This window comes from Asanoa sp. WMMD1127 (assembly GCF_029626225.1).
GTDB lineage: Bacteria > Actinomycetota > Actinomycetes > Mycobacteriales > Micromonosporaceae > Asanoa.
In genome coordinates, this window is record NZ_JARUBP010000001.1 from 253213 (window position 1) to 276521 (window position 23309).

General features: G+C 70.9%; 26 protein-coding genes. 8 read left to right on the plus strand and 18 right to left on the minus strand.

Translation table 11 applies throughout. From position 1 onward, the window contains the following. Positions 1-19: 19 nt before the first annotated feature. Positions 20-316, minus strand: a complete 297-nt coding sequence (locus tag O7635_RS01315; RefSeq protein ID WP_278078540.1) for a hypothetical protein — start codon at positions 314-316, stop codon at positions 20-22. A gap of 497 nt (positions 317-813) precedes the next feature. On the opposite strand from O7635_RS01315, the gene O7635_RS01320 reads away from it, so the two are divergent. Together O7635_RS01320 and O7635_RS01325 are read left to right on the plus strand one after the other, a co-directional pair. Next, positions 814-1752 (plus strand): permease, encoded by a 939-nt coding sequence (locus O7635_RS01320; protein WP_278085344.1) that lies wholly within the window; start codon positions 814-816, stop codon positions 1750-1752. Next, positions 1749-2471 (plus strand): TIGR03943 family protein, encoded by a 723-nt coding sequence (locus O7635_RS01325; RefSeq protein ID WP_278078541.1) that lies wholly within the window; start codon positions 1749-1751, stop codon positions 2469-2471. Before O7635_RS01320 ends, O7635_RS01325 begins: the two co-directional genes overlap by 4 nt. Positions 2472-2474: 3 nt before the next feature. Here the strand turns inward: O7635_RS01325 and O7635_RS01330 are convergent, their stop codons facing one another. Next, the gene (locus O7635_RS01330; protein WP_278078542.1) at positions 2475-3422 is read right to left on the minus strand and encodes a hypothetical protein; all 948 of its coding nucleotides are present in this window, start codon (positions 3420-3422) and stop codon (positions 2475-2477) included. A 454-nt stretch (positions 3423-3876) separates the two neighbouring features. Here O7635_RS01330 and O7635_RS01335 point away from each other — a divergent pair, with 454 nt between their 5' ends. From O7635_RS01335 to O7635_RS01350, 4 genes are read left to right on the plus strand one after another with little or no spacing between them, the layout of a single operon-like run. Next, a complete protein-coding gene (locus O7635_RS01335) occupies positions 3877-4764 on the plus strand; it encodes a zinc ABC transporter substrate-binding protein (RefSeq protein WP_278078543.1) in 888 nt (295 codons plus the stop codon). Further along, complete coding sequence (locus tag O7635_RS01340) at positions 4764-5582, plus strand: ABC transporter ATP-binding protein (RefSeq protein WP_278078544.1); 819 nt, start codon at positions 4764-4766, stop codon at positions 5580-5582. Before O7635_RS01335 ends, O7635_RS01340 begins: the two co-directional genes overlap by 1 nt. Next, positions 5575-6471 carry a metal ABC transporter permease gene (locus O7635_RS01345; protein WP_278078545.1) on the plus strand — a complete coding sequence of 299 codons (897 nt, stop codon included), beginning with the start codon at positions 5575-5577 and terminating at the stop codon, positions 6469-6471. Before O7635_RS01340 ends, O7635_RS01345 begins: the two co-directional genes overlap by 8 nt. Positions 6472-6489: 18 nt before the next feature. Beyond that, positions 6490-6834 (plus strand): metalloregulator ArsR/SmtB family transcription factor, encoded by a 345-nt coding sequence (locus tag O7635_RS01350; RefSeq protein ID WP_278078546.1) that lies wholly within the window; start codon positions 6490-6492, stop codon positions 6832-6834. Between the two features lie 3 nt (positions 6835-6837). Here the strand turns inward: O7635_RS01350 and O7635_RS01355 are convergent, their stop codons facing one another. The 4 genes from O7635_RS01355 to rpmB form a co-directional block, all read right to left on the minus strand. Then, the gene (locus O7635_RS01355; RefSeq protein WP_278078547.1) at positions 6838-7509 is read right to left on the minus strand and encodes a hypothetical protein; all 672 of its coding nucleotides are present in this window, start codon (positions 7507-7509) and stop codon (positions 6838-6840) included. Positions 7510-7600: 91 nt separating this feature from the next. After that, positions 7601-7903 carry a 30S ribosomal protein S14 gene (gene rpsN, locus O7635_RS01360; RefSeq protein ID WP_278078548.1) on the minus strand — a complete coding sequence of 101 codons (303 nt, stop codon included), beginning with the start codon at positions 7901-7903 and terminating at the stop codon, positions 7601-7603. Beyond that, complete coding sequence (gene rpmG / locus O7635_RS01365) at positions 7903-8070, minus strand: 50S ribosomal protein L33 (protein ID WP_278078549.1); 168 nt, start codon at positions 8068-8070, stop codon at positions 7903-7905. The genes rpsN and rpmG overlap by 1 nt, the downstream gene beginning before the upstream one ends. Then, a complete protein-coding gene (gene rpmB, locus O7635_RS01370; RefSeq protein WP_278078550.1) occupies positions 8070-8306 on the minus strand; it encodes a 50S ribosomal protein L28 in 237 nt (78 codons plus the stop codon). The genes rpmG and rpmB overlap by 1 nt, the downstream gene beginning before the upstream one ends. Before the next feature lie 15 nt (positions 8307-8321). Between rpmB and O7635_RS01375 the strand changes: the two genes are divergently transcribed. Then, positions 8322-9593 carry a GTP-binding protein gene (locus tag O7635_RS01375; protein ID WP_278078551.1) on the plus strand — a complete coding sequence of 424 codons (1272 nt, stop codon included), beginning with the start codon at positions 8322-8324 and terminating at the stop codon, positions 9591-9593. A 56-nt stretch (positions 9594-9649) separates the two neighbouring features. Here the strand turns inward: O7635_RS01375 and O7635_RS01380 are convergent, their stop codons facing one another. The 10 genes from O7635_RS01380 to O7635_RS01425 form a co-directional block, all read right to left on the minus strand. Beyond that, positions 9650-10291 carry a choice-of-anchor M domain-containing protein gene (locus O7635_RS01380; protein WP_278078552.1) on the minus strand — a complete coding sequence of 214 codons (642 nt, stop codon included), beginning with the start codon at positions 10289-10291 and terminating at the stop codon, positions 9650-9652. After that, a complete protein-coding gene (locus tag O7635_RS01385) occupies positions 10288-10941 on the minus strand; it encodes a choice-of-anchor M domain-containing protein (RefSeq protein ID WP_278078553.1) in 654 nt (217 codons plus the stop codon). Before O7635_RS01385 ends, O7635_RS01380 begins: the two co-directional genes overlap by 4 nt. A 137-nt stretch (positions 10942-11078) precedes the next feature. Further along, positions 11079-11483: a transcriptional repressor gene (locus tag O7635_RS01390; protein ID WP_278078554.1), complete on the minus strand. Its 405-nt coding sequence runs from the start codon at positions 11481-11483 to the stop codon at positions 11079-11081. Positions 11484-11597: 114 nt separating this feature from the next. Continuing rightward, entirely contained in the window at positions 11598-13145 is a 1548-nt protein-coding gene (locus tag O7635_RS01395; RefSeq protein WP_278078555.1) for a TIGR03773 family transporter-associated surface protein, read from the minus strand. After that, complete coding sequence (locus O7635_RS01400) at positions 13142-14179, minus strand: DUF916 domain-containing protein (protein ID WP_278078556.1); 1038 nt, start codon at positions 14177-14179, stop codon at positions 13142-13144. Before O7635_RS01400 ends, O7635_RS01395 begins: the two co-directional genes overlap by 4 nt. A gap of 2 nt (positions 14180-14181) precedes the next feature. Further along, entirely contained in the window at positions 14182-15582 is a 1401-nt protein-coding gene (locus tag O7635_RS01405) for a choice-of-anchor M domain-containing protein (protein WP_278085345.1), read from the minus strand. 148 nt (positions 15583-15730) lie between these two features. Further along, positions 15731-16585 (minus strand): anchored repeat-type ABC transporter permease subunit, encoded by an 855-nt coding sequence (locus O7635_RS01410; RefSeq protein ID WP_278078557.1) that lies wholly within the window; start codon positions 16583-16585, stop codon positions 15731-15733. 1 nt (position 16586) lies between these two features. Next, positions 16587-17357: an anchored repeat-type ABC transporter ATP-binding subunit gene (locus O7635_RS01415; RefSeq protein WP_278078558.1), complete on the minus strand. Its 771-nt coding sequence runs from the start codon at positions 17355-17357 to the stop codon at positions 16587-16589. After that, the gene (locus O7635_RS01420; protein WP_278078559.1) at positions 17354-18238 is read right to left on the minus strand and encodes a choice-of-anchor M domain-containing protein; all 885 of its coding nucleotides are present in this window, start codon (positions 18236-18238) and stop codon (positions 17354-17356) included. Before O7635_RS01420 ends, O7635_RS01415 begins: the two co-directional genes overlap by 4 nt. 16 nt (positions 18239-18254) lie before the next feature. After that, on the minus strand, positions 18255-19790 hold the full coding sequence (locus O7635_RS01425) for an anchored repeat ABC transporter, substrate-binding protein (protein WP_278085346.1): 1536 nt from the start codon (positions 19788-19790) through the stop codon (positions 18255-18257). 131 nt (positions 19791-19921) lie between these two features. Here O7635_RS01425 and O7635_RS01430 point away from each other — a divergent pair, with 131 nt between their 5' ends. Further along, positions 19922-21037 (plus strand): hypothetical protein, encoded by a 1116-nt coding sequence (locus O7635_RS01430; protein ID WP_278078560.1) that lies wholly within the window; start codon positions 19922-19924, stop codon positions 21035-21037. Between the two features lies 1 nt (position 21038). Here O7635_RS01430 and O7635_RS01435 read toward each other — a convergent pair whose 3' ends face one another. Continuing rightward, a complete protein-coding gene (locus tag O7635_RS01435; RefSeq protein ID WP_278078561.1) occupies positions 21039-21953 on the minus strand; it encodes a phosphotransferase in 915 nt (304 codons plus the stop codon). A gap of 52 nt (positions 21954-22005) precedes the next feature. Further along, complete coding sequence (locus O7635_RS01440) at positions 22006-23301, minus strand: hypothetical protein (protein WP_278078562.1); 1296 nt, start codon at positions 23299-23301, stop codon at positions 22006-22008. Between the last annotated feature and the right edge of the window lie 8 nt (positions 23302-23309).

A 23309-nucleotide genomic window follows, 5' to 3' on the forward strand; every position in this document is an offset into this window, starting at 1 on the left:
AGGGCGGGCTCCGCCGTGCTCAGGCAGGGACGGCGCGGCTGACGACGAAGGGGACTCCCTGCTGGCACGTGCTTCGCACGCCGGGGTCGACGCGCCCGGTGACGGTGAGGCGGGCGCCGGCGCGGATGACGGCGCGGTCACCGCCGACCAGGAGGAACCCGTCGATCAGCAGGCAGTTCGGCTCCACGCCGGTCGTGACCGTCCCGGTCAGGGTCGAAGGGCTGGTTTGCCGCGCGCCCGGACCGGCAGGCTCTTTCGGCCGCACTCCGGTCGCGGGGAGCGGAAGATCCTCGGGTTGTTCGGCACGCGACGTCACAGAGGCCTCTGGGGGTCGTGGCGCTGCCGGCTCTGGCCGGGCGCCCGCACATCCGGACACCATCATCGTAGCCACCAAGGTGATCGCCAGCCCGGCCCGAACGCCACTCACGCTCCGTCAGACGCGGTCGGACGCCAATCCGTTCCGCTGCCCGCCCCGCCCTTACGGCCATTGCTTCATGAAAATGGAAACGGTTAGCGTTACCTCGTCCGCGGTGTGTACCTCCGGTGACGCGGACCCCGCCGACGTCTACGGGCCACTACCCCTTGCGCTCGTAGCGTCGGCGCGGAGTCTTGGCCGAACACGTCGCCACGATCAGTTGATAACGGTTGCGATTTGCAGGAAAGGAGGCCGAGAGTCCGTCGCGCGAAGCGACCCGAATCGCTACCGTGTCCGATGTGACGGCTCAGACCACTGGCGGGCAACAGACGTCCGACACCTCGGATCCGGCCCCGCCGCCGGAGGCGGGGCCTCCGCGGCGGCTTCTCGGCGACCGGATCGGTTCGGTCGAGATCCTGACGGCCATCCTGGTCCTGCTGGTCATCTTCCGCGAGCCGGTGTCGAACGCGATCTCCAGCCCGCGCCTGCAGACCTGGACCACGGTTTTCGTCTCGGTCATGGTCCAGGCCGTGCCGTTCCTGGTCTTCGGCGTCGTCCTCTCGGCGGTGATCGCCGTCTTCGTGCCGCAGTCGTTCTGGGCACGGGCCCTGCCCAAGCATCCCGCACTGGCGGTCCCCGTGGCCTCCGCCGCCGGCGTGGTCCTGCCGGGCTGCGAGTGCGGGTCCGTGCCGATCGCCGGGTCGCTGATCCGCCGTGGCGTGACACCCGCGGCGGCGCTCGCGTTCCTGCTCGCCGCTCCGGCGGTCAACCCGATCGTGCTGACCGCCACCGCGGTCGCGTTCCCCGACAACCCGGAGATGGTCGTCGGTCGGGGCGTCGCGAGCCTGATCGTCGCCATGATCATGGGTTGGCTGTGGCTGCGCCTCGGCAAGGCCGAATGGATCCGGCTCCCCCACCGCCACGACGACGGCACCGGCAAGTTCGTCGCGTTCTGGTCGGCGGTCCGCCACGACGTCATCCACGCCGGCGGGTTCCTGGTGCTGGGCGCGATGGCCGCGGCCACCATCAACGTCGTCGTGCCCGAGCGGTGGCTGCTGACGCTCGCCGACAACCCCGTGCTGTCGGTGCTGGCGTTGGCTCTGCTGGCCGTACTCCTGTCGATCTGTTCCGAGGCCGACGCGTTCGTCGCGGCGTCGCTGTCGCAGTTCTCGCTGACCTCGCGGCTGGTGTTCCTCGTCGTCGGCCCGATGGTCGACCTCAAACTCATCTCGATGCAGGCGGGCGTCTTCGGCCGGCGGTTCGCGACCCGGTTCTCGCCGGCCACGTTCGCCGTCGCGGTCCTGGGCGCCGTCGCGGTAGGAGCGGTGGTCCTGTGAACCGGCAAGCGCAAGGCGTCGTCCTGCTCCTCCTCGGCGGCGCCGTCCTCAAGGCCAGCCTGACCGACGTCTACCTGCGCTACGTCAAGGAGGGCCTGCGACCGTTCCTCGTCGCCGCCGGGGCCGTCCTCGTCGTCGCCGCCGTCATGACCCTCGTGCACGACCTGCGCCAGCAGTCGCGCGGCCCAGCCGACTCCGACGACGGTCACGGACACGGCCACCACGGCCCGGCGGTCGGCTGGCTGCTCGTGCTGCCCGTCCTCGGCCTGCTGCTGGTCGCGCCGCCGGCGCTCGGCGCCTTCGCCGCCGGACAGGCCGGCACCGCGCTGTCCAGCCAGGCCACCTCCGACTACCCGCCACTGCCGCCCGGCGACCCGGCGAAAATCAGCGTTCTGGAGTACGCGTCCCGCGCCGTCTACGACAACGGCACCTCCATCGGCGACCGCACCGTTCAGATGTCCGGCTTCGTCATCCCCGGCGAGAGCGGCGAGCTGATGCTGGCGCGCATGATCATGTCGTGCTGTGCCGCGGACGGCCGGCCTATCAAGGTCGGCATGACCGGCAGCGCGCCGGTCGACCTGCCCGCGGACACGTGGATCGAGGTCACCGGTAAATACAGCGAGAAAGCCGGCACCGACCCGGTCAACGGCGAGCAGATCCCCTACGTCGACGTGCGGACGTGGGTGCAGGTCGAGCCACCGCGCAACCAGTACCAGTGACCGTCAGGACAACGCCCGCAGCTCGATCACCGTCCAGGACACGCGGTCCTCGAAGCCGCTGGACCACCACAGGAAGCCGCCCGCGTAGCGCACGTTGATCGCGTCGGACGCGATGGTCACGGTGGCGGCGCGGGCGATGTCGTAGACCTGCAGTGGCCGCCCCTGGGCGGCGCGGGACGCGGGGTCGAGGCCGGTGAGCAGTTCGAACCGGTCGAGCACGGCGACGTCCGTCACCGGGAAACCGACGTCCGGCCCGGCGATCCGGCGGCGTTCCGTCCCGTCGACCCGGACGAGGTCGACACCGGCGGAGGCCCCGTCGTCGATCAGGATGGACCGGCACCAGGTCGCGCCACACGACGGGAAGTCCGCCGGGCCGACGGTGAACTCCTTTGTCGCGCGGTCGATCCGGTCCATCAACACGATGCGACCGCCGCCGACCGCGTCGGTGCTGTCGATCAGCCACGGCCAGGCCACCGGCGACCAGAGCCTGGGCACGGTCCTGGTCCGCGGGTCACCGCCGTCGAGGACGACCGAACGCAACTCCGTCGACATCTCGTCGCCCGGCACCACCGCCGTCCAGTGCAGCCGGCCGTCCACGATGGCCAGGTCGTAGGCGGAGTCGGTCTGTCGCACGTCGCCGGCGTCCGCGACGATGCGTCGGGGAGCACCGGTCAAGCCGGTGCCGATGACCCACATCGACGTCGTACGTTCGCCGGACGCGTCCTCCGCCGACTCCGCCCAGGCCACCCAACCGCTGCCGGACGTGAACCCGAACAACTGTGGGGCCGACTCGGCTCGCATCCGACGCAGCTCCCGAACAGCCCCCGCGTCCGGCACTACGAGCAGCCGCACGAACGCGCCGTCCGCCGTGACGGCCGAGCCGATCGACGTCTGCGCGTCGACGAAGAAGCCCGGCGTATAGACGCTGCCGTCGCCCAACGCGCTGGGCACGGATCCGCGGGGCACCTGGGGCCACACGGAACCGAAGCTCACCGCAGCGGGTCGTCGGGCCTCATCGACCGACGGCGGAGAGGACCACAACAGCCACGCCGCCGCCACCAGCGCCGCGAACAAGCCGGTCCACCGCACCGGGCGACCGGAAATCGGGGTCGTCGCCGCGCTGTCACCGACCACGCCGTGTCTCCCGCCCGTCGACGAACCAGACCGCAGCCTATCCAACGAACCAGTCCCGACCGCTGACCGTCCCCTATGGAACGTGCGTTTATTGTGATATCGCGATACTGGAATCATAATGAAAATCACTTTCAGGTACCTTGTGGTCTGAGCACCCTCTCGCCTAACGTCCTGCTGGTAATGAACGTCATTGTCAGTAAGCCGGACGTGGAAGGTGGCGATTCCGGTGCGCCGTAAACGCGCAGGTCTTGTAGGTGCTGTGGTGGTGTCGATGGCCATGCTGGCGTCGGCGTGCGGGTCCGGCGGAGACGAGGACGCCGCGGCGTCGCCGTCTGCGGCCTCGGCGGCGGCTGGCGACGTGTCGGTTGTCGCGTCCACCAACGTCTACGGCGACATCGCTCGGCAGATCGCCGGTGACAAGGTGGCGATCACGTCGATCATCAGCGATCCGTCCGCCGACCCTCACTCGTACGAGGCGAACACCCGCACCCAGCTCGAGCTCTCGAAGGCCGACGTGGTGATCGAGAACGGCGGCGGCTACGACGACTTCGTCGACACCATGCTCAAGTCGGCGAACAGCGACGCCAAGGTGCTCAACGCCGTCCAGATCTCAGGTCACGTCGCGACCGGTGGCGAGGAGCTCAACGAGCACGTCTGGTACGACCTGACCTCGGTGAGCAAGCTCGCCGACCAGATCGCGAGCGCCCTGTCGGCCGCCGATGCCGGCAATGCCGCGACGTTCACCGCCAACGCGACCGCCTTCAAGCAGAAGCTCCAGGAGCTGGAGGGCACCGCGGCCCAGATCAAGACGGCGCACAGCGGGGCCGGCGTGGCGATCACCGAGCCGGTGCCGGTCTACCTTCTGGAGGCCTGCGGGCTGACCAACAAGACGCCCGACGAGTTCAGTGAGGCGATCGAGGAGGGGACCGACGTGCCCGCGGCGGTGCTGCAGGAGACCCTCGACCTGTTCACCGGCAAGCAGGTCAAGATGCTCGCCTACAACGAGCAGACCGCCGGGCCGGAGACCGAGAAGATCCTCCAGGCCGCCAAGGACAACCAGGTCGGCGTGGTCCCGGTCACCGAGACGCTGCCCGCGGGCAAGGACTACCTGACCTGGATGACCGGAAACCTCGACGCCATCAAGACGGCGCTGGGCTGATGCCGGCGCCGGTGCTGGAGTTCGAGAACGCGGGGCTGAGCTTCGGGTCGCGGCGGCTCTGGGCGGACCTGTCGTTGCGGGTCGAGCTGGGCGAGTTCGTCGCGGTGCTCGGCGCCAACGGCTCGGGCAAGACCAGCCTGGTCCGCGCCATCCTCGGACTCACGCGCCTCAGCACCGGCCGGATCCGGGTGTCGGGCGGCCCGCCGCGTCGCGGGGCCGAGGACATCGGCTACGTGCCGCAGCAACGGCGGATCGATCCGCTCACGCCGATGCGCGCCCGCGACATCGTCGGCCAGGGCCTCGACGGGCACCGTTGGGGCCTCGGCCGGCGGGCCGGCCGCGCCGCGCGGATCACCGCGGCGCTCGAGTCGGTCGACGCGGCCCCGTTCGCGGACATGCCGATCGGCCTGCTCTCCGGTGGTGAGCAGCAGCGGGTACGCATCGCGCAGGCGCTCGTCGCCGACCCGCGGCTGCTGCTCTGCGACGAGCCGCTGCTCTCGCTCGACCTGCGCAGTCAGGGGACCATCACCGCGCTGGTCGACCGACGCCGCCGGGAGAAAGGCACCGCGGTCGTGTTCGTCACGCATGAGATCAATCCCGTGCTGCCCTATGTGGACCGGGTGCTGTACCTGGCCGATGGCAGGTTCCGGATCGGCACGGTCGAGGAGGTCTTCACCTCAGCCACGATGTCCGAGCTGTACGGCGTCCCCGTCGAGGTGCTGCGGCTGAACGGCCGGATCCTGGTGGCCGGCATACCGCAGGCCGACGAGGCGCACCACCACGACAACGGTGCCGTCTCGGGAGCGCGGCGTGGCTGACTCCGGGATCTGGTCCCAGGTCTTCAACTTCGCCGACTACGGCGAGTTGTTGGGCCTCGTCCACAACTCCCTGATCGCCGGCGCGGTGCTGGGGATCGTCGGCGGTCTGATCGGCACGTTCGTGATGATGCGCGACCTGCCCTTCGCCGTGCACAGCATCAGCGAACTGTCTTTCGCCGGCGCCTCCGGCGCTCTGCTGATGGGCGCCAACGTCGTGCTCGGCTCATTGACCGGCTCCATCCTCGCCGCACTGGTCATCGGCCTGTTGGGTAGCCGCGCCCGCGACCGCAACTCCGTCATCGGCGTTTTGATGCCGTTCGGTCTGGGGCTCGGCGTGCTGTTCCTGGCCCTCTACAAGGGGCGTGCCGCGAACAAGTTCGGCCTGCTCACCGGGCAGATCGTCGCCGTGGACACGCCGCAGCTCTCGTGGCTGCTGGTCACGTCGGCGGTGGTCGTGGTCGGGCTGCTGGTGATCTGGCGACCGCTCGCCTTCGCCAGCACGGATCCGGAACTGGCCGCGGGCCGTGGCGTGCCGGTTGCGGCGCTGTCGACCGTCTTCATGGTGCTGCTCGGGCTGACGGTCGCGATGTCGGTGCAGATCGTCGGCGCACTGCTCGTGCTCAGCGTCGTGTGCACCCCGGCTGCCGCCGCGATGCGGGTCAGCGCCTCGCCGCTGATGGTCACCGTGCTGAGCGTGCTGTTCGCCGTCGGCTCCGTCGTGGGCGGCATCCTGCTCGCCCTGGGCAGCACGATCCCGATCAGCCCGTACGTCACGACGATCTCGTTCCTGATCTACATCGTGTGCCGGATCGTGGGAGCGCGCCGGCAGCGGCGGGGCTGGCAGGTCATCCCCCGTCCGCGCGTCCCGCTGTCAGCCGCGGTTCGCTGACGTTCGGAAGGAGGCGACGTGGCCGAGCTGGAGGGTGTCTTCACGAGCGAGGCGGTCGAGGCCGTGACGGCCGTCCTGCAGGCGCTCGCCCTTCCGTTGCGGCTTCGGATCGTCCTCGACATCCTGGACCGGGAGGCGACGGCCGCCGACCTGGCCGATCGCCTCGACGTGGGCTACGGGACGCTGGCGCAGCACCTGCGGCATCTGCGGCTGGCCGGACTCGTGCAGCGGCGCCGGGCCGGCAACCACGTCCGGTACGTCGCGGCACCGTCGACCGCGGTGCTCGTCCGGGCGATCCTCGCGGAGGTCGCGCCCGAGGCGCGATCCGGGGCGCACATCAGCGGCGCACGCCCGCGACACTGAGCTTCAGTTCGGCACGCCTTCCGGCTCACCATCGGCGGTGAAGGCACCACTGCCCTGCTCGGTCTGCAGGTACACATGCTGGTGACCCAGCCCGGCGTCGATGTTGAGCTGGTCCAGCTGAGCCGCCGCGACCGACCAGCCCACGGTCGCGGTGCGCCGGGCCTGTTCGACCGAGCGCAACAGCGCTGGCCGGTTCGCCGGCGGCACCTCCAGCGAGGTCGCGTAGAGGTCGACGGCCAGGGCGAAGCCGTCCACCGCGGCCCGCAGGCCACCGCGCGCCACGTTCGTCGCGGTTGTTCCCGAGGGGCTGTCGGCGTGCTTGCGGACGAGACCACCCACAGTGGACTTCCACGCATCGACCTCGGCCGCCGTCGCCGGTCGGTCGGCGGCGACGGCGGCGTCCAGCTCGGTGAGCAGCTTTCCGAGCGCTTCCTGCGACCCCCGCGCCACGGTGGTCAGCTCCTTGGTCTGGGCGAGGTCGCGTACCGCCTCCTGCTTCCTGATCTCCTCGACGGCCCGGGTCGTCGCATCCGGCCGGCTGGCCAGGAAACCGCTCCCACCGCCGACGACCAGCAGGGCCGCCGCGGCCACCATGGCCGCCACCAAGGGAACCCGGCGCCGACGCTGCTCTTCGTCGCGCCGGACGTAGGAAGGCTTGCCGGTCTTACGCGACATCCGAACTCCCATCCTGGGCGACGAGAGCCGGCCGCCGCTGCCCGCACCGTAACGCGTGGCAGCAGCGTCCATCAAGAGACGCACATGATTATCAGGAGCCTTTGCGAACTCCTGGCAGCTCACCGCGCAGTGCCATCTCGCGGAACCGGATCCGAGATAGACCGAAGCCGCGCAGCACGCCACGCGGACGTCCGTCGACGCTGTCGCGATTCCGCCGGCGCACCGGGCTGGCGTCGCGGGGCAAGGCGGCGAGCCGGCGCACCGCATCCGCCCGCTCGGCAGGCTCCGTCAACGGCGCCACGATGAGCTGTTTGAGCGCGGTCCGACGCTCGGCATACCGGGCCACGAGTCGCGCGCGGCGCTTCTCGCGTTCAGTGAGGCCACGGCGGGCCATCAGCGCTCCTCGCGGAAGTCGACGTGTCGCCGGACCACCGGGTCGTACTTTCGCAGCACGAGACGGTCAGGGTCGTTGCGGCGGTTCTTGCGCGTCACGTAGGTGTAGCCGGTTCCGGCCGTGCTGCGGAGTTTGATGACGGGGCGGACGTCGGTGGTGCGGGCCATCAGGGCTTGCCTCCACGGGCACGCAGCCGCGCCACGACGGCCTCGATGCCGTCGCGGTCGATGGTGCGCAGGCCTCGGGCGCTGACCGTCAGTCGGACGTGCCGTCGCTCGCTGGGCAGCCAGAAGCGACGCTGTTGAAGGTTCGGGTTCCACCTGCGGCGGGTGCGGCGATGGGAGTGTGAGACGGCGTTGCCGAAACTCGGCTTGGCGCCGGTCACGTCACAAATCTTGGACATGCGACCAACTTTACAATGAAAACCATTTCCAACAAGATGGTGGGCATGAACTTCGACCCGATCACCGCAGCCCGGCGGCCGCCGGTCGAGCGGCAGCCCGCGGTCACCGTGCTGGCCGGCTTCCACCCCGAAGCCACGGCCGCGGTCGCCCGCCTCCTGCAGCTCGTCGACCCGCGACTCATCTCCGTCAGCCACGACATCACCGCGGTACGCGAGGGAGTCGTCCGGCGTGTGGTGCGGACGGCGACCGAGGTGATCGAAGACGTCACGGCCACGTTGGTGCATGGCTGCGTCTCCTGCACCTTGCGCGAGGACGTGCTGCCGACCCTGGTGCGGCTGAGCCGGGAGCGGCCTGACGGCGACATCGTGCTGCTGCTGCCGCGGGTCGTCGAGCCCGAAGCGGTCGCGGGATCCTGCGCGCACTGCGTGGTCGACGGCCAGCCGGTCACCGACGCCGTCCGCTTCGACTCCTACGTCACCGTCGTCGACGCCGCTCACCTGCTCGCCGACCTGGGAACTGCCGACGATCTGCGCCACCGCGACCTGCACGCTGCCGAGGAGGACCATCGCTCCGTCGCCGACGTGGTGGCCCGACAGATCGAGTTCGCCGACACCGTTGTCCTCTGGGGTGGCCCGCAGGTCGACGGGTACGAGCTGACCCGGGCGTCGGTGCTGCTCCAGCGGCTCGCGCCGTGGGCGACCCACCTGGCCGTCGACGCCAACCAGCGGATCGACTGCACCGACCTCGCGCGTCGCCTGCGCCACACCGGGCGGCATGATCCGCGGGTTCCCGGCATGCCCGGCCGGGCGCTGGAGGGCTACCCGATCGCGGCGCACTCCCCCGAGCCGGACTGCGGGGTCGTCTCGGTGCTGTTCGAAGCGCGCCGCCCGTTTCACCCGGGCCGCTTCCACGACGCGCTCGGCCCCCTCGCGACGGAGACGCTCCGCGGTCGTGGTCAACTGTGGATCGCCACCCAGCCGGACACCGCGATCGCGTTCGAGTCGGCCGGGGGCGGGGTCGCCTTGGGCACTCTCGGCTACTGGCTCGCCGCCCTGCCGGACGAACGCTGGTCCGAGGCGAGTCCCGAACGGCGGATGACCGCCGATTTCCATTGGGATCCCGACTTCGGCGATCGGCGTACCGCCCTCGCGTTCGTCGGCCTCGACGTGGCGGCCGACACCGTGACCGAGCTCCTGCGTTCCTGCCTGATGACCGACCACGAGCTGGCCGGCGTCGACCCCTTCGCCGGCTGCTTCCCATTGACCGGCACCGAGGCCGCGGACTGACGCTGCCGTCGACGGTGGGGCCGGGCTCAGTCGAGCCCGGCCCCACCGTTTGGCGATCAGCTGGCGAGAACCTGGAACGTAAAGGCTTTGGAGCCGGAGGTGACCGTCGCACCGGTCGACGCGAGTACGCCGGTGACGCTGAAGGTGACGGTGTAGGTGCCCGCGGCGTCGAAGCCCCAGTTGACGTGCGAGTGGGTCAGCCGCGGCAGCGTGAAGGTGTCGGGCAGGCCGTTGCCGCTGTCGAACAGGACCGTGGGCGTTCCGCCGGTGGCGGTGTAGACGCTGAAGCCGGCCGGTCCGCTGACGGCGGTGAGCCGGAACGTCACCTTGTTGTCGACGAACACGCCAGCGGGGATCTCGGTGGTGTTCCAGCCGGCCCAGAGCAGACCCGGGACGTTGTTCTGAGGCAGGACCCAGGCCGTGCCGCCGGTCCCGAGGAAGGACCAGGCGGGTGTGCCGGGGATGCCGGTGAGCTTGGCGGCGACCGGTACGCGGAACGTGACGTCGGACGGGTTCCGTTCGACCGCGGTCGTGCCGGTCTCGTCGAGGACCCGCAGGACGAGCGCGCCACCGCTGTAGTCGACGTCGAGGATGTCGACGTGGCCGCTCGTCAGGGTCACCGGCGCGGCGTGCGCCGGAGTGGCGACGGACCCGACGAGCAGCGCGGCGAGCAGCAGCGGCGCCACCGCCCGCCTCATGCCTGGACCTCGAAGCGGTAGAGACCGGCGTCGGCCACGGGCCGCCCCGTCGCGGCGAGTCTGCCGGTGACCGCGACGGTGATGCGGTAGGTGCCCGGCTCCTCGAAGGCCCAGTTCGCGTGCAGGTGGTCACCGGTGGGGAGGGCGAAGGTGTCGGGCTGGCCGTCGCCGGTGTCGACCAGGATGTCGGCCGGCAGTCCGAACGCGTTCTCGGTGTAGACGGCGACGTCACCCGGTCCCAGCACGGCGAACGTCACGTTGACCGTGTCGGCGCGCAGCACCCCGGCATCGATCTCCTCGGTGCCGAGCCCGGCCCAGATCAGGTCCGGGTCCTGGGTCTGCGGCAGGATCCACACCGGGTCACCGGCAGCACCCAGGAAGGCGTACGCGGGATCGGTCGGCACGCTGGTGGCGGCAGCCGGAAGGACGCGGAACCTGACGTCCTCGGGCTCCCGCTCCACATCCGGCTCGACGCTCTCGTCGTGTACGTGCAGGTGCAGGTTGCCGTCCTCGACGGCCACGCCGACCACGTCGACGTGGCCGTGGTCGATCACGATCAGGCCACCGGCCTGTGCCGGTGCCGCGGTGGCAGCCACCACGGCGGCCGCGAGCGTGCTCGACGCGACGAGCACACGGATGGAGCTTCGCACAGTCGCTCTCCTCCCCAGGGTCCCCAGTGGACTCCAAATATGAATACGATAATCGTTTTCATATGGATGCGATAGGCATGCCAGCGAAGGAGGATTCGTGAAGTCAGGTCAGGGCGGGGGGCCCACCCCGGTGGCGGTCAGCGCGCGCAGGCGGAGCAGGTGCCGAAGATCTCGAGCGTGTGCGCCACGTCGGTGTAGCCGTGCTGGTCGGCGACCTTCTCCGTCCACCGTTCCATGGCCGGGCCCTCGATCTCGACCGTCCGGCCGCACATGCGGCACACGAGGTGGTGGTGGTGCCGGGACCGGGAGCACTGCCGGAACAGCTGCTCGCCGTCCGGCGTCCGCGTCGAGTCCACCTCGCCGCTCTCGACCATGCGCTGCAGGGTGCGGTAGACGGTGGTCAGGCCGACCTTGGCGCCCCGCTCGCGAAGGATTCCGTGCAGCTGCTGCGCCGTGAGGAAATCGTTGACCTCTTGGAGCAGAGCGGTCACTTCGGTGCGCTGCCGCGTGGTGCGGCCGGGGAGTGGGGTCGAGCCGTTCACCAGGGGATTCCTCCTGTTCCGACGCGCGACCCTACCACATATGCGCAAACCGCTATCATTGCCGCCGGCGACCGGATGGTCCCGGTCGCCGGCGGATTCAGCTCCGGTCCGCGCTCACCGTTCGGCCGCCCGGCGCCGTCGAGTCCCGAGGACGACAAGTCCGCCGAGGACGACGGATCCGCCCCCGACCAGGACAGCGGCGATCGTCCACGACGTTCCGGTCTGGGCGAGCCGTCCCCCGTCGCCGCCGCTGCCCGGTCCGTCGTTCCCGGTGCCCGGATTGCCGCCCGGCGCGCCGAAAGCACGATTGGGATCGACGCTGCCGACCGCGAGATTGAGCGTCCGGCGGTCGACCAATGCCTTGCCGTCCTTGGTGGTGCCGGCCATCTCGACGCCGAGGTGATAGATCCCCGGTCTGGTGAAGGCCCAACTGCCGTGCGCATGGGTGTTCGGCGCGATCGCGAGTTGCTGTGGCAGCTTCTTGCCGGAGTCGAAAAGCACCTCGGGCCGGCCGAAGGATCCGGTGAGGAACAGCTTGAACTGGCCGGGGCCGCTGACGCTGGCGAGCCGCCAGGTGACGGACCCCTTGGTCCCGTTGACGACCGACGGGTCCTGAGTGTTCCAGCCGGGCCAGACGATGCCGGCCTGCTGGGCTTGCGGCAGCATCCACACGTCGGAGCCGGCCTGGCCGAGAAACGCGTAGTCCGAACCGGCCGGCACCTTGATCTTCGCCTTGTCGACGACGTGCAGGACGACGTCGGACAGGTTCCGCCAGACGGCCGGACTGGCGGTGTCGTCGCGGAGCCGGATCGTCCAGCTGCTGCCGTTCAACTGGGGGCCCATGTCGACGTGGCCGTCGGCGATCACCTTGCGCCCGCCGGCCGGTGCGGCCTTCGGCGCCGGGGCGGCCGCCTTGGGTGCCGCGACCTGCGGCACGGCGAGGGGCGTGTGCTCCGTCTCCGCGGCCCGCCGCAGCGCGGCGGGTGACGGCTGGGTGGCCGGTGGATCGACCGTCTCCACGGGGCTGATAGGTGGGACCTCCACACGGAAGGTGGCCTCGTCCCGCAACTCCCGACCGCCGCGGTCACGACCCGTGACGGCGAGCGCGACCCGATACGAGCCAGGTGTGTCGAACGCCCAGAGCACGCCTCCGCGGCGCTGGCCGGCACGCAGCACGGTGGTGGTGGGTTCGGCCGCCGCGCTGCCCAGAAGAACATCGACGGCGCCCAGACCGCGCTGCGCGTAGGCGTGGAACCGACCGGGACCCTCGACGCCGACGAGGTGCACGGTGAGCGTGTCGTCGACCAGCCGTCCGTTGGGGATTGCGGTGGCATCGAACGCGGGAAAGTCCCCGTCCGTGGCCAGCACCCATACCGGCGTCCCCGGCGGCCCCAGGAACGAGAACTCGTCGCGGGCCGGGGCAGCCCCGGTGAAGCCATCTCCGGCGTCGAGCGTGACGTGCGACGGGTCGGTTCCTGGGTGGCCGGCACGGATCTGGCCGGCGTCCCGCGCGTTGAGGACCAACCCATCGGACTCCAGGCGGACGGACACGAGGTCAGCGCCGGCGACCGGCAGTGTCCTCGGCTCTGCGCGGGCCGGCATGGGACCGGCCAGCACGGTGACAGCGACCCCGCACACGAGTGCGACGGTGGTTCGCTTCATGAGTTCTTTCCTCCGATGGAAGTGGTGGACAGAGCCTCGGCGCGGCCGGCGTCGCGGGCAGCGGCGAGCGCGCGTCGGCTGGCCCGCCGACGCCACCACCCGAGCCAGCCCAGGCCGGCCACGAGCAGCGACACGGCGATCTGCGGCCAGGGTGGCGCCCAGAGGGACGCGGTGTTCGTCACCGCGGGTGGTGCAGCACCCGGTGGCCCGACGGTTGTCGGCAGAAGGTCAAAGTGGACCGTCAGCCGGCCCAAAGGCAGGATCCCGTTCGCGCGTACGGTGGTGAGCACTTCACCGCCGGGCAGGATCTCCGGCACCGGATCCGTGCGGGCGACGCGACGGCCGACACCGAACGGGCCGGCGACCGTCGTCGTGGGTCGCCCGGTGAGCCGGACGTTGCCGGTGTTGCGGATCCGGTAGGTGGCCGTAACGACGCCGCCGCCCATCGGGTTGACGGTGCCGGTGTAGCTCACGGCGACGCGCTCGATGTCGACCGCCGGCCGCACCTCACCCGTGACTCGCAGGTACATACGCGCCCCGACGCGTCGGTCCACCTTCACCTGGCCGCCGTCGGCACTGACCGCGGTGCTCGCTACGGCGGCGACGATTCCGCCGGCGTGGTCGCCGGGCGTGGCGTTCTTCGGCACTGACAGCCGGAACGGCACGTCCATGCGGGACTTCGAGGGAATCGTCAGCCGGGCGAACCTGCTGTCGAACGACACCCAGCTGCCGACGTCGGTCGGCTCGCGCGCCGCCGGGAGCAGGTCGAAGCCCCCCTGCTCGGTGGTGAACGCGTCGCTGGCGTACAGGTCGAGGGTGATCGGTGCGGCGGAGTAGTTGGAGATGGCGGCATAGTCGGTGAGCGTCGCACCGGGGTCGAGCTTGTAGGTGAACGAGGCGCGGCCGTCCGGCCCGTTCCGGGTCGACGGCGCGATGCCCCATGTCTGCGGGGTGGTGGGTTCGGCGTGCGCCGCCGCCCCGACCGGCAGGACACCGGTCAGGGCGGCGACGACCGCCACGGCAAGCAGACGCATGGTCAGATGGCGGTCAGCGTCAGCGTCGCGGCGTACTGGCCGGCCGCGGTCTCGCTCGGCAGCTCGAGCCGCAACTCGGCGCCCAGCTGTGCCGTGCCGCGGCCGCTGCCGACCGGCGCCGAACCCAGCACGGCCCCACCCGCGATGCCGTTGCCGGCGGTGAAGCCCGGCGCCGCCACTGGACCGGCGACGACACCCTGTCCTTCGGCCTGGGCGAGCACGCGCGGGGTCCAGCCCAGGTATCTGCCGGCGAAACCGCCGCCGGCCGACGCGACGAAGTCGGACACCGAGCCGGATGCGTTCCAGCCCGGCCGGGCCGCCCTCGTGTCGGTCACCGTCACCGGGCGCAGCGCCCCCGAGGTCTCCAACCGGTCACCGCTGGCACCGACGGTGGCCGGCGGCAGGCTCACCGTGCGGTTGTTGGGATCCACACTGAGGACCAACGCACCGTCCGTCTCCCTGATCGTCGCGGTGATCGACTGGCTGGAGGCCGGGTCCCCAGGGTTGCCCTCCTCCTTGACGACGAGCGTGACCGGGTCGGCTTCGGCCACCGCCTGGTGGTCGTCGTCGTAAAGGACGGCCTTGTACTGGCAGCCGTCCAGCTCCGCGGTCGCGGTGAACTGGTAGGAGAAGGTGAGCTCGCCGGACACGACCGCGAAGTCCGGCGCACCGGGGCACTTGCTGAACCAGTGGAAGTGGTCCAGGTCGGTCTCCACGTCGGTCATCGCGACGAGGTTGACCTGCTGTCCCGGCCGGTAGCTGTCCTCCAGGCCGTAGATGTCGAGCTGGAGCGCCGGATCGGTCCCGTCTCCGACGAGGAACGTGTAGTCGACCGGACCGGACGACAGCTTCGTGCCGTCGGTGAGCGTCGCATCGGCCTGGAACTTCAGGGTGTAGGCGCCGGTAGCGCTGAACGCCCAGTTCGCATGGGCGTGGGTGTGCACCGGGACGTCCAAGGCGTCGGGTAGGCCGTCGTCGGTGCGGAACTTGTGCAGCGGCATCCCGATGGCGTCGGACATGAACACCCACACGTCGCCGGGCCCGTCGACGTCGACGAGGCTGAGCTTGACCGAGTCGCCGGCGAACACCCCGCCCGGCAGCGTCGTGGTGTTCCAGCCCGGCCAGAGCAGGTTGGGGTCCTGCACCTGGGGCAGGAGCCAGACGGTGGCGCCGGGCGCACCCAGGAAGCCGTACTGCGGGATGTCGGGCACCTGCACGGCGGACGTCGGCAGGGCCTGGAACGTGACGTCCGCCGGGTCACGGACGACCGAAGGCTCGACGGTGTCGTCGTGCACCTTGAGGCTCAGAGCCCCGTTCTCGTAGTGGACGTCCACCGCGTCGGTATGGCCCTGCGACAGGACCACCTTCTCCGCGGCGGCGGCCGGAGTCGCACCAATCGCCATGCCGGCCAGCAGGGCGACGGCGGTCGCGGCGACCGTCAACGGTCGCTCGCACGCTCGTAGTCTCATCCCTCCCCTTCCTTATTGGAAATGAGTTTCATTTTCATTGAGAGCGGAAGGTAGCACGGGTCGGGTGGGCTGTCGAGAACGATCAGGTCGCCGACAGGCGTGCGGCGATCAGGCCGTGCCGAGGAGCGAAGACCCAGGCGACCAGGAACGCCGCGGTGAGGACGAGGACGATCGTGCCGCCGACCGGAAGGTCCCACGACCAGGAGAGGTAGAGTCCGATCAGCGCTGACAGGCCGCCCAGCGCCGGCGCGAGCACCATCATCACGCCGAGCCGGTCAGTCAGGAGCCTGGCGGTCGCGGCCGGTGTGACCAGCAGCGCGAGCACCAGGATGTTGCCGATGGTCTGCACCGAGATGACCACGGCCAGGGTGACCAGCACGTACAGGGCGATGTCGAGCCAGAACGTACGCAGACCGGTTGCTCTGGCCATCTCGCGGTCGAGGGTGACGGCCACGAACTCCTTGTGCAGCAAAAGCACGGCGAGGATGACGCCCAGGCCGGTGAGAACCACCACGTAGACGTCCCGGTCGGGGATGCCGGTGATCGAGCCGAAGAGGAACTGCTGCAGGGATCCGGCGTAGCCGGGCGCCCGCGAGATGACGACGATGCCCAGCGCGAACGCCGAGACGAAGAACACGCCGATGACGGAGTCCTCTTTGAGCCGCCGGTTCTGCGCGAAGACCGCGACCAGGATCGCGGTGACGACGCCGGCGACCGTGCCGCCCAGCACGAGGTTGCCGGACACGACGAACGCCACCGCCAGCCCAGGGAACACGGCGTGGGCGACCGCGTCGCCGATGAACGCCATGCCGCGCAGGACCACGTAGGTGCCCACGACACCGCACACGATCGCGGCCACGACCGCGATCACCAATGCCTTCGGGAGAAAGGACAGGTCAGGGTTGACCAGGTCGTGCAGAAAGTCGACGGGAGACATCTCACGCTCCTCGCTCGACGGGCGCCCGGCTGTCGATCCCGATGCTGGCCAGCAGCGGGCTGCGCTCGCTCACGCCGAAGGCGTCCATCCACACGCGAGCGTCGCGCAGGTCGTCGGGCCGGCCGAAGGCGACCACTGTGCGGTTGAGCAGAGCCAGGCGATCGCAGGTGTGCATCGCGGACGCCAGGTCGTGGGTGGCCATGACGACCGCGTTCTCCTGTGCCAGGGCGGTGAACAGCTCGCCGAGTACCTCCTGGGTGGGCATGTCGAGGCCGGTGAACGGTTCGTCGAGCAGCAGGACCCGCGGGCGTAGCACCAGGGCCCTGGCCACCAGGACCCGCTGCCGTTGGCCACCCGACAGCTCCGCGACCGGCCGTCGGCGCAGGTCCGTCATCCGTACCCGCTCGAGGGCCTCGCCGACCGCACGCCAGTGCGCCACGTTCGGGCGGCGGAAGAGGCCGATGCGCCGTGCCAGGCCGGTCATCACCGCGTCCTGGACGGAGACCGGGAAGTCCCAGGTGAACGCATGGCGCTGTGGCACGTAGCCGATCGGTGAGCGGCCAGGGCGGGCCGGTAGCCCGGCCACCGTGATCCGGCCCGCCCTCGTGCGCACCAGCCCCAGCACCGCTCGCAACAGCGTCGTCTTGCCCGCGCCGTTCGGTCCGACGAGGCCGACCAGCTCGCGGTCCGCGACGTGGAGGTCGACGTCGCGCAGAACGGGCCTGCGGCCGAGGTCGACATCGACATGGTCGAGAGAGAGGACGGCGCTCACGGCTGCTGTTCCCGCTCCGCGCGTCGCCGGACGCGCCGGCCTCGCCAACCGACCCAGACGAGCCCCGCTGCGACAGCGGCGGCGGCGACGGCCACCCCGGCGGTCAGCACGGATGGACCGCGCTCCGGTGGGTCGGTTTCACTGTCCGGCGCGACGGCGGACGGCAACGGGTTGGTGAACGCCGCGGCGAAGGCGGCGTCGGCAGTGGTCCGATCCCCAACCGCGAACCTGAGCACCTCGCGCGCGGTGACCGTCTCGCCGCCCGCCAGCTCCGCGGCGAACTCGACGGTCGCGAGATAGACACCCGGGCGGGCGAACACCCAGTTGGCGTGCGTGTGTGTGTTGGTCTCGACCCAGACCGGCTGCGGGTACGGCTGCCGGCTGTTCCACAGCACGTCCGGGGCGCCGAGGCTGCCGGACTGCAGGAACACCGTCAGGTCGCCGGGGCCCTGGACGCCCAGGAGGCTCATCGTCACACCCCGGGCGACGGCGTCCATGACCCCGGGGTCCTGCGTGTTCCAGCCCACCCAGACGACGTCCGGGTCCTGCGTCTGCGGGATCACGTGCACCGGCGTGCCCGGCTCCTGGTCGAGGAACGCGTACGCCGGATCGTCGGGCACTTTCTGGACCGCCGCGTCCGGCACGCGGATCACCGCATCGCGCGGCGACCGCCACACGGGCGGGACGACCGTGTCGTCGTGCACGAGGACAGTCCACTCTCCGTCGTGGTAGCGCGGGCCGATGTCGACGTGACCGGCGCCCAACTCCGCCCGCCCCGCGGTCACAGCCTGGTCGGCCGCGACCCGCTGGTCGAGGTCGTCGGGGGACGGCGACGGCGCGAGGGCGAGGGCGATCACGGCCAGGACGCCGAGTGTTCTCATGTGCTGGGGCTCCCCATCAGGTCAGGCATCGCTTGAGCGAGTCGGCGTTGACGCGCATCATCTGCACGTACGTGGTCACGGTGTCGTCGAAGGCGTCGCCGTAGATGGGACACACCCGCCGTTGCTGCTCTTCCGCCACCTGGGCCAATGTGGACGATCGGGCGGCCAGGTTCGGTTCGAGGAACACCGCACGCACACGCAGGTTGCGAACGGTCTCGGTCAGCTTCCGCCGGTCCGCGATGCTCGGCTCGACCGCCGGGTTCGGCGTCACGAAACCGGCGACAGGGATCTGGTAGGCATGCGCCAGGTAGCCGAACGCGTCGTGGGTGGTGACCAGATATCGCTGCGGCGGCGGAATCGACGCGATCGTCTCCGCGACATAGGCGTCCAGCGCGCTCAACTCGCCCAGGTAGCGCTCCGCGTTGCGGCGGTAGGTGCTCGCCCCGGCCGGGTCGACGGCGGTCAGCGTGTCCCGGATGAGCTCCACGTAGGCCTGCGCGTTGCCGACGTCCTGCCACAGGTGCGGGTCGATCTCGCCGTGCACGTGCCGGCCGAGCACCGCCTGCGGCAACTGGTAGACCTGTTGTCCCGGCCGGCCCAGGAATCGGTAGCCGCGGCCGGCCGGCACTTCCTTCAGGGCCTTGGCCGGCACCTCGATCACCGTGCTCGCCGGGTCGTACACCTCCTGGTTGACGTCCCCGCCGCCGTGCGGGTCCGCGTAGAGGTAGAGACGCCCGGTGTCGAGGTCGGCGGAGATGTCCGCGTGGCCGGCCGCGAGCACCGTCGGCGCGGGGATGCCGGTTGCCGAGTGGGGGTCGACACCGACGGCGAAGGTGAACGTCTGCGTCCCGAGGTCGACCGGCCTGGCGTCGTGGGCCACCCGCAGTTTCGCGGACATGGTGAGCCGGTAGACGCCGGGTGCGGTGAACGCCCAGCTCATATGGGTGTGTGCGGCGGGCGGCAGCGTCGCCGTGTCGTCCCGGTAGCCGTCGGAGGGGTCGAAGCCGTCCGCGGAGTTGACGTAGAAGGCCGGATCTCCGAACGACTCCGTCAGGTAGGCGACGAGGTCACCGGGGCCGGACACGTCCGTGGCCGAGACCAGCACGTCGGATGCCCGGTCCGCGCCGCGCTGGGCGCCGGTGCCTCGCACCCGCAGGCCCAGCCAGATGGTGTCCAGCGAGACGTCCTCGACCAGCGGAATGATCTCGGCCGCGTACTTCGACGCGCGCTCGGCCAGGGCGATGTTCGGAACACCGTCGCGGAGGTTCGCGTCCAGCGCCTTGATGACGTTCTGCGCCTCCAGCAGGAGGTAATTGCTGAACGCGACGTCGGCGTACACGATGTTGCGCACGTCGCGCAGGCTCGGCTCGTAGACGTGTGAGTCGGCGTTGTCCGGCACGATCGAGTCCACGACGACGCGATCGCCGCCGACGTTGCGCGTCAGGTCGGCCAGGATGCCGGTCGTCGTGACCACCTGGAGCTGGTCGGTGGATCGGTTGAACGCCACGGGCGCCGTGCAGGCCCCGAGGACGAGAGCACAGCCGGCGGCCACCGCCGCCCACCCCCATTGCCTGTGCGCCGCCACCCGACCACTCCCCGCGACTTGACGGAAATGAAAACCGTTTTCGCATCGTACGGCCCGCGGCGCGCGTTGCAAAGCGGTGGGCGGCTACGGTTGCCGGCGTGAACGAAGCGCGCGAATCGGCGCCGGAGCCTCCGCCGCGCCGGCCCCGACCGCCCGCGCGCAGGGTGCTCGCCCTGGTCGGGGCCCTGGTGGCGACCGGCGCGCTCGTGGCGCAGACGCCGGAGGGGCCCCGCGCGCCGCAACCACCGCCGCCCGGGGTCGGAACCGTATGGCCGCAGGCTCAGCGCGCGAACGTTCCCGGTGTGCTGGCCGACGGCGCTTCGTACAACCCGGCCTTCTTCGTCGACGCGCGGGTTTCCGCCGGCACCGCCGTGGACGCCAACGGTAAGACGGTGCGCCTGCTGCTCCGCGCGGCCGACGGCACCGTGCGGGTGCTCCGCCGGCTCCCGGCTTCGGTCGGCCCGCAGTTCGAGGCGTTCGCCCTCGTGGGCAACCAGCTGGTGTGGGCGGAGACGGACGGGACGGCCCAGACCACGCTGTGGCGCGCCGATCTGTCCGGCGGCGCGCCACGAACGATCACCGACGACACCGGCTGGGCAACCTTCGCCGGCTCTGACTACGACCTCGTCGCGCGGGCCGACCGGCTGTTCTGGACAGCGACGGCGCCAGGCGACCAACCGGCGACGGAAGTGCGGTCGGTGCCCGTCGACGGCGGGCCGGTCGAGGTGCGCACCGAGCCGGGCGAGTGGACACTGTCGCGCTGGCCATGGCTGGTCACCCGGGGCGGCGGCGGCCCTCGGTTGCGCAGCCTCGACACCGCCGCGACCATCGAGGTGGACGCCGGCCGAGATCGTCCGGGCCAGTGCGCGCCAACGTGGTGTCGCGTGTACGTGCTGTCCGCCGACGGCCCGGCCCAAACGGAACTGATGCGTCCCGACGGATCGGAGCGGCTCCGGATAGCGGAGGACGGCGCGACCGCTTCGATCGTCGACGTGGCGCCGCTGGACCGGTTCGAGGTGCTCTCGAAGGACTCGAGCGCGCTGGGCGCCGCGCTCGGCGGGCAGGAGCTACTCGTATACGACCTCGAGAGCCGGCGGACGATCCTGGTCGCCGCAGCCGCGACCAGCGTGTCCTATCGATCCGGCGTGCTGTGGTGGTCCACCAACTCGCTCGGCGTCCTCTCCTGGCACACGCTCGACCTTCGCACGGTCTGACTCAGGCATGAGCCCGACGCAGGCGCTCGGCTGCCTGCGCCCGCAACGCATCGCCGCCCGCCGAGGCACCACCACACAACGCCATCTCCCGGGCGTTGTACGCGGCCATCCACACGCTGGCCGCCCAGGCGATCTCCAGCTCCACAGCCGTGAAGGAGCGCCCCCGAAAGTCCTGATAGGCAGTCAGGAACGCATCGGAGCTTTCGACCGGCGCCAACGTGGGCGGCCCGGAACTGGCGAACGACCCGCTCGCCGCGCCCACCAACGCGGCCTCCGGCTGCCAGGCCAGGCTGTCCCAGTCGTGCACCGCCCACAACTGTCGACCCCGCCACCGCAGGTTCTGCGCCTCGAAGTCGGCATGGCCGAGCACGCCCGGCGACGCGGCCGCCAACAGGCGCGTCCGAGCCCGCTGAGCCGTCTCCACGATGTGCGCGGGCACGGCACGCTGATCACGGTTGTCGAGAACGTCGATCGCGGGCCACGTCCCCGCATCGGCGTGGTCCCACCGCACCCAGGCCGGGTTCGGCAGCGGCGGCGCGACCGTCACGCCGGCGAGCGCCACCATCAGCCGGGCGAACACTCGCGCGCAGCGCACGGCGACGTCGGGCGAGTTCCCGTGCAACACGGCGCCGCCGGGCCGGAACTCCTCGGCGTGCACGGCCAACGCGCCGACCCGGACCACCGGCGTGAGCGGCCGGGCACACGGAAAGCCGCCCTCGGCCAGCCGGGCCTGCGCCGCGACACACGACCCGGCCCGCCCGTCATCGGCGCGCGCCTTGACCACGACGTCCCTGCCACCGACCAGGCGCAGCCCGAACACCGTCGAGACCTGTCGCGACGTGAACAGCACACCGGTTGGCTCGCCGCCCAGCTGGTCGAGACACCAGGCGGGCAACCATCCCGGCAGCTCGTCCACACGATGGACTGTGCCACAGCTCCGAACGCGGATCTCCGCCCGGCCGGCTCGGTCAGGCGGGTTTGCGATGCATCCGGTAGTGGAGGACCAGGAACGGTAGGCCGAAGACGCTGAAGGCGTGCTCCGCCACCAGGTCTCCGGCGGGGTTGACGAAGACGTCGAGGCGCTCGGCGAAGCCGTGCACGCTCAAGGCCGTCAGCCGTCGGGTCCGCGCGTCGACGTAGGTCAGGTAGTGGCCCGGCTGGTCGCCCTGCCCGCGGCTGCTCAACGTCAGCCCGCCGTCGGGACGGGGCCGGGGTTCCAGTGTGGCCGTGAAGCTCGCCTGGGGCAGCGGGAAGCCGACACTCACGTACCCCCTGTCGAGGTGCCGATAGGTGGTGTAGATGCCGACGTAGATCGGCTCGTCGGTGTCGGCGAACGACCGGATCCAACCGCGGACGCTGACCGTCGCGTCCTCCCGGCGCGTGATCGTGTCGATCCGGCTCAGGATGCCGCGTTGCGTCTCGCGCTGGTTCATCGGCACGTTGGCCTGGCCGAGCGGCCGCGCCACCAGCGTGCGGTAGAGCAGGTAGCCGGGCCGCACCCACAGTCGCCACTCCGGCACGATGTCGAGGGTGAAGCGGGTGGTGTGCTCGTAGAACTCGCGTACCCGCGGATCCACCTCGCTCGGCGCGAACGCGGGACCGGACAGGTCGTCGAGGCTGGCGACGATGCCGATATCGGGGTTGGCGGGGAGGTAGTCGCCGCCGATGACCGCCGCCAGCTCGCGCACGTAGCCGGTGCCGACGTAGCGGGTGCGGGCCTCGAGCGGCACGACGAACGGCAGGTCCGCCGGATCGACGTCCTCGGCGAGCAGGCTCACCTGGGCGTCGCGGAAGATCAGAGCCGACGCGGTACGGAAGACGACCACCGTCACGGCGGCGACCACCGCGGCCGGCACGTCACCCCAGATCGCGCCCAGCGCCCAGCCGACGCCGGCGCCGAGCAGCGGACCGAGCACGACCTTGTGCGGGCGGATGCCGAGCAGGCCCACGAGCGCCCCGGCCAGCACGCCGACGACGATCGGACCGAGCCCGAACAGCTTTCCCACCAGCCAGCCCAGTGGGGCGACGAGCGCGGCGCTCATGACGATGCGTGACCAGAGCGCCGGGATCTCGCCCGGCTTCTGCAGGGTTCGAGCGACCACGTCGGTCGCCGCGCCCACCGCGGCGCCGGCCACCGCGCCGATGACGATCGCGGTGGTGCCCCAACCGGCCGTCAGCGCCGCGCCGCCGAGGGCGCCGAGCGCACCGGCGAACACCGCCCCGCCGCGCCGGTCAGGGCCCTTCCGCCCACCATCGGTTTCCACGCCCAAGG

Excerpts from the sequence above, each read along its gene's own strand:
- O7635_RS01335 (WP_278078543.1), top strand. The coding sequence starts at position 3,877 with ATGGCCATGCTGGCGTCGGCGTGCGGGTCCGGCGGAGACGAGGACGCC.
- O7635_RS01340 (WP_278078544.1), top strand. The coding sequence starts at position 4,764 with ATGCCGGCGCCGGTGCTGGAGTTCGAGAACGCGGGGCTGAGCTTCGGG.
- O7635_RS01355 (WP_278078547.1), bottom strand. The coding sequence starts at position 7,509 with ATGTCGCGTAAGACCGGCAAGCCTTCCTACGTCCGGCGCGACGAAGAG.
- rpsN (WP_278078548.1), bottom strand. The coding sequence starts at position 7,903 with ATGGCCCGCCGTGGCCTCACTGAACGCGAGAAGCGCCGCGCGCGACTC.
- rpmG (WP_278078549.1), bottom strand. The coding sequence starts at position 8,070 with ATGGCCCGCACCACCGACGTCCGCCCCGTCATCAAACTCCGCAGCACG.
- rpmB (WP_278078550.1), bottom strand. The coding sequence starts at position 8,306 with ATGTCCAAGATTTGTGACGTGACCGGCGCCAAGCCGAGTTTCGGCAAC.
- O7635_RS01375 (WP_278078551.1), top strand. The coding sequence starts at position 8,322 with ATGAAAACCATTTCCAACAAGATGGTGGGCATGAACTTCGACCCGATC.
- O7635_RS01380 (WP_278078552.1), bottom strand. The coding sequence starts at position 10,291 with ATGAGGCGGGCGGTGGCGCCGCTGCTGCTCGCCGCGCTGCTCGTCGGG.
- O7635_RS01395 (WP_278078555.1), bottom strand. The coding sequence starts at position 13,145 with ATGAAGCGAACCACCGTCGCACTCGTGTGCGGGGTCGCTGTCACCGTG.
- O7635_RS01400 (WP_278078556.1), bottom strand. The coding sequence starts at position 14,179 with ATGCGTCTGCTTGCCGTGGCGGTCGTCGCCGCCCTGACCGGTGTCCTG.
- O7635_RS01405 (WP_278085345.1), bottom strand. The coding sequence starts at position 15,582 with ATGGCGATTGGTGCGACTCCGGCCGCCGCCGCGGAGAAGGTGGTCCTG.
- O7635_RS01410 (WP_278078557.1), bottom strand. The coding sequence starts at position 16,585 with ATGTCTCCCGTCGACTTTCTGCACGACCTGGTCAACCCTGACCTGTCC.
- O7635_RS01420 (WP_278078559.1), bottom strand. The coding sequence starts at position 18,238 with ATGAGAACACTCGGCGTCCTGGCCGTGATCGCCCTCGCCCTCGCGCCG.